Origin of the sequence: Caballeronia temeraria (assembly GCF_001544795.2) — a bacterium.
Lineage (GTDB): Bacteria > Pseudomonadota > Gammaproteobacteria > Burkholderiales > Burkholderiaceae > Caballeronia > Caballeronia temeraria.
Genome location: NZ_FCOI02000005.1, coordinates 14,091 through 27,511, shown reverse-complemented (window position 1 = coordinate 27,511; position 13,421 = coordinate 14,091). Strand labels below are relative to the sequence as shown.

The 13,421-nt window shown below is 65.3% G+C and carries 6 protein-coding genes and 1 pseudogene; 1 reads left to right on the top strand and 6 read right to left on the bottom strand.

Annotated elements, in window-relative coordinates:
* Positions 1 to 156: 156 nt before the first annotated feature.
* A complete protein-coding gene (locus tag AWB76_RS09370) occupies positions 157 to 2,256 on the bottom strand; it encodes an FUSC family protein (RefSeq protein ID WP_244173288.1) in 2,100 nt (699 codons plus the stop codon).
* 133 nt (positions 2,257 to 2,389) lie between these two features.
* Between AWB76_RS09370 and AWB76_RS09365 the strand changes: the two genes are divergently transcribed.
* Positions 2,390 to 3,349, top strand: a complete 960-nt coding sequence (locus AWB76_RS09365; protein ID WP_061159884.1) for a LysR family transcriptional regulator — start codon at positions 2,390 to 2,392, stop codon at positions 3,347 to 3,349.
* 1 nt (position 3,350) lies between these two features.
* On the opposite strand, the gene AWB76_RS09360 is transcribed toward AWB76_RS09365, so the two are convergent.
* The 5 genes and pseudogenes from AWB76_RS09360 to bcsZ all read right to left on the bottom strand — a co-directional run bounded on the left by AWB76_RS09360 (position 3,351) and on the right by bcsZ (position 13,418).
* Entirely contained in the window at positions 3,351 to 4,034 is a 684-nt protein-coding gene (locus AWB76_RS09360; protein ID WP_061159883.1) for a Fe2+-dependent dioxygenase, read from the bottom strand.
* A gap of 55 nt (positions 4,035 to 4,089) precedes the next feature.
* Entirely contained in the window at positions 4,090 to 6,324 is a 2,235-nt protein-coding gene (locus tag AWB76_RS09355) for a TonB-dependent receptor (protein WP_061160153.1), read from the bottom strand.
* Between the two features lie 403 nt (positions 6,325 to 6,727).
* Positions 6,728 to 7,681 carry a LysR family transcriptional regulator gene (locus tag AWB76_RS09350; protein ID WP_061159882.1) on the bottom strand — a complete coding sequence of 318 codons (954 nt, stop codon included), beginning with the start codon at positions 7,679 to 7,681 and terminating at the stop codon, positions 6,728 to 6,730.
* A gap of 77 nt (positions 7,682 to 7,758) precedes the next feature.
* Positions 7,759 to 12,318: pseudogene (locus tag AWB76_RS09345) on the bottom strand (cellulose biosynthesis protein BcsC).
* Positions 12,312 to 13,418 carry a cellulose synthase complex periplasmic endoglucanase BcsZ gene (gene bcsZ, locus AWB76_RS09340; protein WP_244173287.1) on the bottom strand — a complete coding sequence of 369 codons (1,107 nt, stop codon included), beginning with the start codon at positions 13,416 to 13,418 and terminating at the stop codon, positions 12,312 to 12,314. Before bcsZ ends, AWB76_RS09345 begins: the two are co-directional and overlap by 7 nt.
* Between the last annotated feature and the right edge of the window lie 3 nt (positions 13,419 to 13,421).

Genomic DNA, 13,421 nt, shown 5'->3' with positions numbered 1-13,421 from the left:
TGCCGTGCGACATTGCGCTTTGTCCAATTCGATGCACATAGGAAGGTGCGGCAAATGAGCGCGCTGGCGATGAAGCGATTCCACTATAAGGCGCGTATCGCCGTGAATTAACTGGCGGAACAGGAAGGCTTCCTTCCATGCGGAAGAAAGATGCTTCTAGCGATGCGCATCGAACGGCGCATCCGGATCGACGAGCGCGGTGCGGACGAAGTGCAGGCACGCGAGCACGCGCTGCATCTCGTGGCGCATGCCGCGGTCCGCGCCCGCGACTTCGAGCATGCTTTGCGCGATCACGATCGACGCGACCACCGAACCGATCGCGCGGCGCAGCGTCTCGCTATCCGGCGCGCGAAACAGCACGGCGATATCGCGCAGCACGCATGCAAGCGATGTGCTCCATGCGATGCGCAATGCATCGGGAAAGCACTGCGCATGCAATGCGCGCGCTTCGTGCCGTAAATCGATCATCGCCTGTCCGACTTCGAGCGTGACGAGCATCCACGCAAGCGCATGCCGATGTTCGCGCGATCGTCGCGTATGCAACGCGCGCAATTGCGACATCAGATCGTGTGTGCCCGAATGGAAGCGCTCGCCGAGTCCCGCGAGCCTGCCTTCGCAAGCGAGTGCGACTTGCGCGCGCAATTGTTCGAGCGTCTTGCCGACGAGCCACGCAGCGCGCGGCGGCACGACGACCGCGCAGGCGATGGCCGCGCCGAGCATCGCGACGATCACGGCGAGGCCATTGTTCAACAGCAGGCCCGGATCGTAGACGATGCGGTTATCGGGCGCGGCGAGCAGGCAGAAGAACACGCAAAAGCCGATGCCGTATCCCGCGCTCGACGGACGCATCGCGAGAAACGCGCCTGCCGCGAGCGGTGGCGCGAGCATCGCGCACAGAAGCACGATGCCGTCGATGGCCGGATACACGTGACACAGATACACGTAGCCGGTGACGACCGCGAGCGCCGCGCCGGCCGCCATCTGGGCGATGAACTTCGACGGCCTGGCCAACGCCGACGACAACGCGCACGCGAGCGTCGCGCCAATCACGGCATAACCGCCGCTCGGCCACGCCGTGTCGATCCAGAACCATGCGGCGGCCGTAATCACGATGCTTGTGCGCACGAAGGTCGCGCCGATGACGAAGTGATTGGTCCTTGCTTCATAGCGCGGCGCTGCACGATCGTCCGGAATGGCGACATAGCGGATCGTATCGGTGATGAAGCGATAGAGCAGTTCCGCCGACGTCGTGAAATCGAGTTGCGTCGGGTGATCGGCATGCGCGAGGCTGCGTTGCACATCGCGCAGACGTTTAGGCAGCGTCGTCTTGTAGCGTTCGAGATGCACCTTCAGCGATTCGCGCTCGAAGATGTGCGCGAGTTCTTCGAAAAAAGGCATGAGCGCGTCGTGCGCGCAGTGCGTGGCGTCGTTCGTGCGCAGACGCTTCATCGACTGATCGAGCGCGTGCAGGCGCGCGCATGCGTCCATGAACGCGCTGTTCAGGCGTGCGAGCTTGCCGTTGTGCTGACGCATCGCAGGCGACTCGTACGCGGCGAAACCGCGCGTCGCTTCGAAGCCGACGATCTCATCGACGAAATCGGCGAAGCGGCGTTCACGTGCGATGCGCGAGAGACGGCCACGCAAGACATCGGCGGCGAATGCGGCGAAACGCGTGCGGCGCGCATCGAGCGATTGCGCGAGCGTCGCGCTCGCATGGCGCGGAAAGACGAGCGCACTCACCACGCTCGAACACACGATGCCGAGCATCACTTCCGCGCCGCGCGTGAGCGTTGCGATAAGCAGGCTGTTCGGATCGGTGACGGCGGGAATGCCGATCAGCGCCGCCGTGTATCCCGCGAGCACGAAGCCGTACCAGCGGAACTGCCGGTAACGCACCGCGAGCGCGGTGCAGGCCGCGACCCATATCGTCAACGCGAGCGCGTAGAGTTCAGCCTGCTGCACGAACACGGCGCCTAGCACGAGCGCGGCCAGCATGCCGAGGGCAGTGCCCGCGAACCGGTACACGCTCTTCGCGAGCACCATGCCGGAAAAGGGCTGCATCAGCACGAATGTGGTCGTCATCGCGACGCGCGGCTGCGGCAATTCCAGGCGCATCGCGATGCCCATCGCGATGAACGCGGCCAGCAATGTCTTCGCGAGATGCAGCCAGACGTGGCCATCGGTGGCGCACCAGTCGCGCATCGACAAGCGTGCTTCCAGGAACGACATGCGGTCCGCCGATATCCCTCTCGTCATGAAGGCGCCGATTGTAGGCAAACGGACTTTCCGGATTAATGTGCAAATCAGGGAACATTCTTTCCTGATTCAACAACAATCGATCGCGCGCAAAGGCGGACAATAGCGCTTCCGAAGTGTTTGTGACGGTTCGATGGATACCCTACAGAACATGCGGGTCTTTACCCGCGTGATCGAAGCCGGCAGCTTCACGGCTGCGGCACAGTCGATGAACTCGACCACCGGCGCGATGTCGCGCGCCGTCTCCGAACTCGAAGCCCATTTGCGCACGCGCCTGATGAACCGCTCGACGCGGCGTCTCGCGCTGACATCAGCGGGCGAGCGCTATCTGAAACGCGTGCGGCAGATTCTCGCCGACATCGACGGCGCCGAAGAAGAAGCGAGCTGTGCGCATGAACATCCGACGGGCACGTTGCGCATGTCCAGCTTCGCGAGCGTCGGGCAGCACTACATCCTGCCGGCGATTGCGCGATATCGCGCGCTGTATCCCGATGTGAAAGTCGAGCTGACCTTGTCGCAACGCATGCCCGATCTCTTCGAAGGCAGCAGCGATGTGGCCGTGGTATCGGCGGGCGCGCTGTCGGATTCGGAAGTCATCTCGCACAAGCTCGGCGAGACCTTCAGCATTCTGTGTGCATCGCCCGAATATATCCGTTTGCGCGGCACGCCCGACGTGCCCGCCGATCTCGCGCAGCACGACTGTCTCACCTTGCAGACGCCCGCGTTTCCCGCGCGCGAATGGACGCTCGACGGACCCGAAGGCCGCGAGACCTTGCAGATCAGCGGAACGGTGCAGGTGAATATCGCGGAGTCGCTGGTCGTGGCGATTCGCGAAGGCATGGGCATCGGCATGTTGCCGCTCTATGCGGCGATCGAAGGCCTGCGCAACGGTTCGCTCGTGCGCGTGCTGCCGCATCACACGTTGCAGCGCACGAATCTCTATGCGCTCTATGCGTCGCGCAAGTTCGTCGATGCGAAAACGCGTACGTGGGTCGAATTTCTGCGCGCGCATTTGCCGGACGTGATCGCGCGCGACGAAGCCTTGCTCGCGGACGTGGACCGCACGCGCGCGAACGTGCTGCGCGCGGCGTAAGTCACGTTTCGCTCCACATGCGCAGCAGGTTGTGATAGCAGCCGACGAGCGTGCGTTTCGCGGCTTCGTCGCCGTTGGTCGCGTTCAGGCGCTGGATGGAGTTGTCGAGATCGAAGAGCAGCGCGCGTTGCGCATCGTCGCGCACGAGGCTTTGCGCCCAGAAGAAGCTCGATACGCGCGCGCCGCGCGTGACGGGCCGCACCTGATGAAGACTCGTCGCAGGATAGACGATCGCATGTCCCGCGGGCAGCTTCACTTCCTGCACGCCATACGTATCTTCGATGATGAGTTCGCCGCCGTCGTATTCATCGGGCGGCGTGAGGAAGAGCGTAATGGAGACATCGGTGCGCACGCGCGCGCCGTGACCGGGCACGATGCGGATCGCGCCATCGACATGACTGCCGAAATGCATGCCGCCTTCATAGCGATTGAAGAGCGGCGGATACACGCGATTGGGCAGCACCGCGCTGATGAATAGCGGATGACGTTCGAGCACGCCGACGAGCGCATCGCCGAGTTCGAGTGCGATCGGCGAACCTTCCGCGATCTGCATGTTGCGCTTGACCGGCGCGCCCTGATAGCCGGCGGTCGCGCGGCCATCGACCCATGCGTCGCTCGCCTCCAGCCGTGTGCGCATCGCGGCGGCGTCTTCGGGGGAGAGCACGTTCGGTATCGAGAGGATCATTGTTGTTTGCCTTCACGAACGCGCGCCGTATCGAAACGGCGCGCGCGCATTCACATCAACGGAAGCGGTAATTCAACGTCGCGATGAACGTGCGGCCGAGACCCGGCACCGCGCGTCCGCCATCCGACGGAATCAGGGCATCGTAATACTTCTTGTCGAACAGATTCTGCACGTTGAACTGGATATCGTAGCGTTTCTGATGATACGCGGCCATCACGTCCCAGCGTACGTAGCCGCCCACTTCGACGAGATTGTTGTTCGCCGCATAGCGCGACGACACATACGAAGGCCCGCCGCCGATCTGCCAGACGGGCGTGAAGTCGTAGGTCGTCCACAGCGTGAGCATGTGCTTCGGCGTGTTGGCAGGCACATTGCCTTGCGTGCCGTCGAAGGCTTGCAGGATCGTGCCGTCCATGTACGTGTAACCGCCGAACATCTGCCACTGCTTCGTGATGTGGCCCGCGATGCCGAGTTGATAGCCGCGCACGCGGACATTGCCATCGAGCGAATAGCTGCCGTCCGAAGCGAGCGTGCGCGCGTTGGTCTTCTCGATGTTGAAGAGCGATTGCGTGATCGACAGTCCGCCGTTCAGCAGATCCCACTTCGAGCCGATTTCATAGGACTTGTTGTGCTCGGGCGGCAGGTTCTGCTGACCGTTGGTGAGCGTGAGCGCTTCGAGCGACGGATCGAACGACGTGCCGTATGAAACGTAATACGACTGCCAGTCCGCCGGCTGCCACACGACGCCCGTGCGCACGCTCGTGAAGAAGTTCGTCTGGGTCGCGTAGCCCGGCGCGTTGATCGAATTGTTGATGGACGCCTCGTAGCGATCCCAGCGCACGCCGCCGATCCACTTCCAGTGTTCGCCGATCGAAATGGTGTCGTTCAAATAGAGGCCGATGCCGTTCGCGCTCGACTCCGCGAGATTGGTCGCCACTTCGCGATAGTTGGACGGACGCGGCACGTAAGGCGGATTCACGAGCGGCACGATCGCGAGCGTGTTCGACGGCAGCCCCGGTGTGGTCGCGGTGAAGCTCTGGTTGCTATAGGTTTCGTGGCTCAGATCGACGCCCGCGAGCATGTCGTGCTTGAGGAAGCCGGTCGCGAACTTGCCTTGCAGGTCGGTGGAGTTATAGACCGAGTGATCGTTGATGTTGCGGTCCTTGCCTTGCAGACGCACGAAGAGCGACGAAAGCGGCAACGTCGTGTAGTTGCCGTTCGAGAGCGCCGGCGACGTGCCGAGCGGTCCGGTCAGCACGGCCGCCGCGTTGGTCGCGCGCGCCTCGGTGCTGTAATGGCTGAACTGCGTCTGGTTGCGCAGCGTGAACATGTCGTCGAAACGATGCTCGATGCGCGCGTTCACCGTCTGCACGTCCTGGATCGTGCGGTCGTCGGTGAAGCCGTAGAAGGTTTTCGTGTCGACGGGCGCGGGATGGCCGTTCAGCGGCGGAATGCCGTAGTCGGGCTGATCGCGGTTGTGCTGGATCAGCGCGGACAAGGTCACCTGCGTCGGCGTGCCGATGCCGAACTTCACTTCGGGCGCCACGCCGTAATCCTTGTTGTGCATCTCGTCGCGCGTCGAGCCGAGCGACTGGCCGAACGCGTTGATGCGGAACGCGGACGTATCGGTCATCGGCTGATCGATGTCCACCGTCGTGCGGAAGCGGTCGTGCGTGCCGGCCTGCAGCGAGACATCGGCGCGCGGTTTCAGCGTCGGCTGCTTGCTGACCTGGTTGATGACGCCGCCCGTCGAGCCGCGCCCGAAGTACAGCGACGACGGGCCGTACAGCACATCGATCGAATCGAGATTGAACGTGTCGCGATAGTACTGGCCGCGATCGCGGAAGCCATCGAGATAAATGTCGGTGCGCGCCGAGAAGCCGCGCAAGTTGATGTTGTTGCCGATCTGACCGCCTTCCGCCGCGCCGAGCGTGACGCCGGGCACGTTGCGCAGCGCATCGGAGAACGAACTCACTGCCTGCGATTGCAGCACCGCCTTCGGCACGACGACGACGGCTTGCGGAATGTCGCGCAGCGCGGTCGGCACCTTCGCGCCGACGCTCGACATATCCGGCTGGAAGTCGGGCGCGTCCGCCTGGCCGGTCACCTTCACGGCGGGCAGGGCGGCGGTTTCGGGTGAAGTGGAAGGCGCATCTTGCGATGCCGGTTGTGCGGACTGCGGTGCGGACTGCTGCGCGGATTGCTGCGCGGTTTGGGCGTAAAGCGGCGCGGCCATGGGCGCGACGGCAATAGTCACCAATGCCGCGGCAAGCGGCGTCTTTCTCAACATGTCGTGTTCCCGATACTTGTTAGTGAAATTCAAATCGGCAGCGAAGCGGGTTTTCATCTGCCGAAGCTGATCGAACCGAGATCGAGGCGAGAGCGGGCGACGTCGTCGAGAAAGATCCGGCGGCGGCGCCGTGAAAGCGCCCGTTATGCGCGACAGACGCTATTGATGACGCCTATCGTTGCGATTGGTTAAATGCGAATCAGTATCATTACATGTCTCAGAAACATTTGGAAATGTCCTAGTTCCGAGACGGGTCTTTTTGCCGCCTTTGTGACGTCGGCGCAACGGTCTGCTTGCTTCGCAAAGGCTTTGGCGTGCAGGGCGCGAGCCGGCGCAGCAGCGAGAGGATCGAAAAAGATTACGGACCGTGCCGGAACGGTCTTTTTACCGTTCGGAAGATGCGTCAGAAACCCGCGACGCCCGATGTCACGAGCGCATAAGGACCGCTCGTCAACTGCTGCCTGAGAAATTCGATGCACACGCGGATCTTCGCCGAATGCGACGAGCGCGCCGAGGTCACCGCCCACACGTCCGCGCGCTGCCGATACGCCGGCAGCACGGGCACGAGACTGCCGTTCTGAAGACTCGCGGCGGCGTCCCAGATCGAGCACATCACGATGCCGAAGCCTTCCTCGGCCCATTGCCGCACGATGTCGCTGTGATTCGATGCGATCGGCCCCGTCACCTTCACGCTTTCCTCGCCGTTCGGTCCGGCGAGCCGCCAGACGCCGAAACGCTGATCGCGTCCGCGAAAAAGCAGGCAATCGTGATGCGCGAGTTCCGCGAGCGTTTTCGGCATGCCGCGCCGTTCGAGATACGCGGGCGCGGCGGCGAGCACGCGAAAACTTTCGACGATCTTGTGCGCGATCAGATGCGGCTCCAGCACTTCGCCGACGCGAATATCGATATCGAAGTTTTCACCGACGAGATCCACGCGCCGATCAAGCAGTTCGAGCCAGATTTCCAGCCCCGGATGCCGGCGCCGCAGCAGCGTGAGCGCGGGCGAAACGTGCTCGCGCCCAAGCCGCAGACTCGTGCCGATGCGCAGCAGGCCGCGCGGATCGTCGAGGCCGGCGAAGGCATCGGCCATGCCTTGCACGTCGTCGAGAATTTTCTGCGCCCACTGGAAGGCCGCTTCGCCGTCGCTCGTGATGGAGACGCGGCGCGTCGTGCGCGTGAAGAGCCTGACGCCGAGACTCGTCTCCAGCATCGCGATGCGCTTGCTGACGTGCGCCGGCGAGATGCCGGTTTCCGTGGCGGCGGCGATGAAGCTCGAACGCCGCGCGACGATGCAGAACAACTGCAAGTCGCGCAGGAATTGGTCGTTGTTCGCGACGAGCGCGCTTTGCGTTTTCATCGATGGGTCTTGCGGGTGCGCCCGCTTGCGGCAGTGGCCTCAAGCCTAGCCGCAAGCGGCGCACGCGTGCAAGAACATCAGTTCGACAGCGACAGATACGGCGAGCTGAACGCCTGCGGCGGGAAGATCGGCTGCGCGCTGCCTTGGCGCGTGAAGCTGTAGCGCACGTACACGGCGGCGAGCCACTCGCGATACTGATACGCGTTGCCGAACGACGCCGTCGCGCCAAAAGCGAGCTGCGGCGCGAGCTGGTACTCGCCCGTCGCGCTCAGCGAGTACGACACGCCCGTCTTGCTCTGGCCGGGATAGACCGCGCCCGCGTCCGGCGTCGCGCCGGAGCTTGCGGCTCTCGATTGATACGTGGCGTTCGTCGGGAAATAGTCCGACGCATCCTGTCGATAATGCTGCACGCCGATCGAGCCCTTCAGGTCGTACGTGAACAGCCCCGTGCGGCCCATGTATTCGACCGGGAAGTTCAGGATCACATACTGCTGCGGGCTGAAATAGCCGCCTTGGCCGTACGTGAAGTACGACAGGTTCTTGTCGTAGTGCATCAGCGTGGTGTTCGCGCCGACGGTCAGCGTCTGGTCCGGATCCTTGATGATGCGCGTGTAGATGCCGCCGCCGCCCTTCACCGCGTTGTTCGTCGCGACCTGATTGCCGTCGAGGAACTGATACGCGGCGATCACGTAGACGCCGCTCGTGCCGTCGTCCCAGCCGAGGTCGGCGCGCGCGCCCGTCGATGTCACGCCGCCCCATTCGAGGTTCGCGCCCTGATCGCGCGTGCCGGCGTAGGAGAGCAGGCTGTCGGTGACGGCGCGGCGGGCGACGGCGAGCGAATACGACACCTTGTCGGTGATCGCGTTCTGATACTGCAGCCCGCCGACGACATTCGTTTCGCGAAAGCCGAGCGGCGTCGTGCCGACATCGCCCTTGAAGTTGCGATTCTCGTAGCCGAGCGACAGTCCCACGCCCGTCGCCGTCTGCGAGCCGTAGTTGTTGGTCGGCGGCGTCGCGGTTGCGCCGAGGCCGGAGCCGAAGCGCGCGAGCGTGTTCGGCTCGCTGCTCGCGGTGCCGGCATCGAGCGTGACGGGCGTCGCGCGCACGATCACGTGGCCGTTGCCCGCCTTGATGCGGCCTTCGATGGGCGCTTCGATATCGGTCAGGTTAGAGAGGCCGTCTTCGCCGTCGCGGCTGCGGAAGATGAGGCCGCCCGAAATCGTGCTCGCCTGCTCGCGGTTGATCTGCGCGAGCTCTTCCGCGACGCCCGCCGTCTGCGAGTTCGCGACCGGCGCGGGCACGCCGCCGGTACTCATCGTCGCGGCGGCGGCGGCGCGCTGCGCGGGCTGCGCCTGCGACGGATAGTACGGCTGCGCATAGCCCGCGGGCGGCTGCGGAATGTACTGCTGCGGTGCGTACGGCTGCGGTGCGTACTGCGGCGGCGCGTATTGTTGCGGCTGCGGGTAATAAGGCTGCTGCTGGCCGTACGGCGCCTGCGCGTACTGCTGCTGTTGCTGCGGGGGCGCGCCGTACGCGTACGGATCGACGGGACGCGCCGCCGTGGCCTTGCGCGATGACGCCGGCTTCTTCTTCGTGCTCGCCACGGGCGGGGGCTGCGTGTACGCGTTCGATTGCGCCTCGCGCGCGCCGGGCGACATCGGCCAAGGCGCCGAATACGGGTCTTGCGCGGCGTAGGGCTGCTGCTGCGGATAAGGTTGCTGCTGATACGGCTGCTGCGGATACGGCGGCTGTTGATACTGCTGCTGCTGATACCCCGCGTCCTGTCCCGGGTACGGCTGCAACGGCGCACCCGATTGCCCCGAGCCGTACATGTCGGGCCCATAACCGCCGCCCGACGCCGAGCGCGGCGCGGCATTGGGCATCGTCGCGGGAGCGGAGGACGGCGCGACGTACGGCGTGGTGTATGGCGCGGGCTGGGGAGGCGGCAGATAGTTCGGCACGGGCTGCGAATAACTCTGAGGAAGGGCCTGTCGATAAGACGCGCCCGATGCGAGCGCCGGGTTCGACGCCGTATCGACGGCGGTCTTGCCTGCGAACGGATTGGTGCCGGGCAGCGGATTCGAGCCGATGCGGCTCATCGCCGTTTCCCAGCCCGGCGGGACGTTGCCGCGACCTTGAGCCGACGCCACTGGCGCAGGCGTGTTGGCCGCGACGAGCGAACGCTGCAGGAATTGCGCTGCGAGGTCGAGCTTGCCTTGTGCGCGATACATCCGGCCGATCGCGGCGAGCACGCCCGGATCGTTTGGCGCGGCTTCATACGCCTGATTCGCGTAGGTTTCGGCCAGCTTGAAATCGCGCACGCCGCTCGCCGCCGACATCGCGGCGGTCTGCAAACCGATATCGTCGGGACGGCGCGACAGCGCGTTCTGGTAGCACGTGAGCGCGTTGCGGTCATCGCCCGCCGATGTGTACATGCGTCCGAGCGCGGCTTGCAGATCGGCGTTGTCGGGCATTGCGGCGAGCCACGGCGCGATCACGTCGTAGGCGGCGGCGAGATCGCCTTGTCGACGCACGACATCCGCACGCGCGACGACGATGCCCACGTTCAGATTGTTGAAGTCCGCGCGCTGTTGCGTGGTGAGCGGCATCGACTGAAGACGGCGCATCACCGAGCCGAGTTCGGCTTCCTGCTGCGTCGCCGACAGAATGCCCGCGTATTGCAGCAGCAGACCGGTATCGTTCGGCGCCTGCGCCATCGCGCCGCGCACGAGCGACAACGCCCGCGCCGGATCGCCCGCTTTCACATAAGCCGATGCCACCGCGCCCATCAGTTCCGCATTGCCCGCGGCGACGGGTTCCGCGCGGCGCAGGATCGCGAACGCCTGCTGACGCTGGCCCGCGGCGGCGGTGCGCGTCGCGAGTTCGGCCTGCTGCTGCACCCACAGCCGATGCTGGAGCGCGGTCATCGCCGGTGTGCGCTGCGCCTCGGGAATGCGCTCGAGCTGCGCGAGTCCCGCCGACCAGTCCTGCGTCTCGGCGGAAAGCAACGCGCTTGCATAGAGCGCATCGGTCATGTCGGGGTGCGTGGCGAGCAGGCCGTCCATCATGCTGCGTGCATTGCCGACCGCGCCCTGACGCACGTAGATGCGCGCGAGATCGAGCCGCAGCCACGGATCGTCGGGATTGTTGAGCAGCGCGTCTTCGAAGAGACTGCGCGCCGCGCCCAGATCGCCGCGCGCTTCGGCCGCGCGCGCCTGTGCCGCCTGCGCCTCGCCGCGCAGCTTGTTGATGCCACCGGCTTTCGCCTGCTGTTCCGTGTTCAGCCGATTGGCGAATTCGAGCGCTTCGTCGCCACGGCCTTGCGCGGCCAGTGCGCCGACGAGTCCGCGGATCGCATCGGGATTGTCGGCCTGACGGCGCAGCGCCATGCGATACGCGGCTTCCGCGCCGCGCGGATCGCCGTTCGCGAGCAGCATTTCGCCGAGCAGCACTTGCGCGGTGACATCGGACGGATCGACGGCGATCGCGCGCTCGAACAGCGCCTTCGCCTGCGCGATCTGCCCGTTGCTGCGCGCGCCGATGGCATCGCTCGTATAGGTCCAGTACGTGGCGCTCGTGAGCGCGTCCTTCCAGCGCGCCGGATTGCCCGCCCGCGACGCGCGCTCAAGATACGTGCGCGCTTCCGCGAAACGCTCCTGCTTGAGCGACGCGACGCCCATGCCACCGAGCGCGTCGGCGTCGTTCGGATTGCTCGCGAGCACCGACGAGAAGCGCGCGCGCGCCGTCACCAGATCGCCGCGATCGAGCGCGGTGAAACCTTCCGCGACGGTGCGTCCGCGCGCGTCGACGGCGGCGTCGGCCTGCGAGCGCTCGCGGGCGGATTTGTCCTGCTGCACCATCGAATCGAAGCGCGCCTTCACGGCGGCGTCGTCGGGTGCGACTTGCAGATACGCCTAATACAGCGGCGCATCCGATGCGCGCGCGCCGAGCCACAAAAGCGCCTGCCGCCAGCTCTTTTTCGCGTCCGCGCCGACGGAACTGTCGCCCGAAAGCTTCGCGAGCCGTGCGATGCCGTCGCGCCGCGTCGTATCGCGATACGTCAGATGCTGCGCGTAGGCGAGCTGATAGCGCGGCTCGTCGGGATTCTCGCGCGCCAGTTGTTCGAGGCCGCGCCGCGCTTCGTCCCAGCCTTGCGGCGTGGCGGCGAGCGCCTGGTAGTACTCGAGCTGAAGTCCGGGCGTCGCGGGCTTGCCTTCGATCGCGCGCTTGTATTCCTGCACCGCCGACGCGCTTTGCCCGCTTTGCGCGAGACGCCGTGCGTCGTTGACGGTCTGATCGCGCGAACTGGTTTCGCCGAGGCGCCGGCCCAGCTCGTCGATGTTCGGATAATTCGGCGCGACCTGCCGCAACTGCGCGAGATACTGCTGCGCGCCGCTGCCGTCCTTGCGATCGGCGAGCACCATGCCCATGCCGAAGAGCGCGTCGGGCTGTTTCGGATTAATGCGCAGCACCTTTTGCCACGCCTGTTCCGCGAGGTCGCCGCGCTTGTGCGCCTGCCAGTATTTGCCCTGATCGATGAGCACGGTCAGCGGATCGGCGGCGGCCTGCGCGAATGTCAGCACCGGCGCGGCGCAGATCAGCGCCGCGATCACGCGTTTTCTGGTCTGGATCAGCATGCGCTTCTCCAGTTCGGCACGAGGCGGCCGTTGTCGTCGAAACGATAGCGCCCATCGACGAAACCACCGCCGAAGAGCCCGAGCACGCGATCGTAGTAGACTGGCTCGCGTCCCGCGCCCGGCGGGGCGACGAGCGCTTCGAGATGCGTGCGCGCGAGGCCCAGCCCGCGTTCGTCGTTGAGCGCCTTGAAATACGGCGCGAGCGCGCCCCAGTAGGACAGCGGACCTTCGCCCGTGGCCGCGCCGGTCGTCACGTTGACCTTTTCGGGCGGAAAGCCCGTCTGCGCGACGCTCTGGCGCATGCCGCCGAGCGCATCGAGCCACGCGTGCCCGATCGGATCGCCGCTCGATGTCATGCCGGCCCACAGATAGACGCGGATCGCATCGTAACTGCCGGCATCGCCGTTCTTCGGATCGACGACGAACTGGCCGTTTTGATAGGCCGCCCAGTCGGGCGCATAGCCGCGCGGCGACGTCACCCTGATCATCTTCGCGGCGCTCTGCGCGAGCTTCGTCCACGGGCCGTCGGGCATCTCGTGCGCGAGGCCGCGCAAAATCGGCAGCGGCAGATAGCTCGGGTTCAGCCGCGTCACGTCGCCAATGCGAAAGCCTTGCGGCCCCGGCAAAAGCATCGGTCCGAGGCCCGGCAGATCGACGATTTCCTGCTTCACGATCTGCGTCGCGAGCGCGTAGGCGAGCTTCGTGTAGGCCGGCTCCTTCCACAGCCGCCCGGCCTGGAAGAGATCGTAGGCGATCCACAGATCCGAGTCCGATGCCGAATTCGGGTCCATCACGCCGAACGAGCCGTCCGGCTTCTTGCCCCATTGCCACGCGGGCAGGCGCAGATTGCTCGAATCGAACTGATTGGCCGACAGATTCGTGCGCGTCCACGCGAGCAGCCGGTCGAAAGTCGCGCGGTCGTTGGCGACGAGCGCGAAGAACATCGCATAGGACTGGCCTTCGGAGGTCGTTTGCTGCGCGTCGGTCGAGCGGTCGACCACGCGGCCATCGGCCTGAACGACGCGCTCTACGAACAGCCGATACGCGGTCCAGTCGCATTGCTGCGCCGCATCCGCGCCCGCCGCGGACGCGGCAATCATTGC

Excerpts from the sequence above, each read along its gene's own strand:
- AWB76_RS09370 (WP_244173288.1), bottom strand. The coding sequence starts at position 2,256 with ATGACGAGAGGGATATCGGCGGACCGCATGTCGTTCCTGGAAGCACGC.
- AWB76_RS09365 (WP_061159884.1), top strand. The coding sequence starts at position 2,390 with ATGGATACCCTACAGAACATGCGGGTCTTTACCCGCGTGATCGAAGCC.
- AWB76_RS09360 (WP_061159883.1), bottom strand. The coding sequence starts at position 4,034 with ATGATCCTCTCGATACCGAACGTGCTCTCCCCCGAAGACGCCGCCGCG.
- AWB76_RS09355 (WP_061160153.1), bottom strand. The coding sequence starts at position 6,324 with ATGTTGAGAAAGACGCCGCTTGCCGCGGCATTGGTGACTATTGCCGTC.
- AWB76_RS09350 (WP_061159882.1), bottom strand. The coding sequence starts at position 7,681 with ATGAAAACGCAAAGCGCGCTCGTCGCGAACAACGACCAATTCCTGCGC.
- bcsZ (WP_244173287.1), bottom strand. The coding sequence starts at position 13,418 with ATGATTGCCGCGTCCGCGGCGGGCGCGGATGCGGCGCAGCAATGCGAC.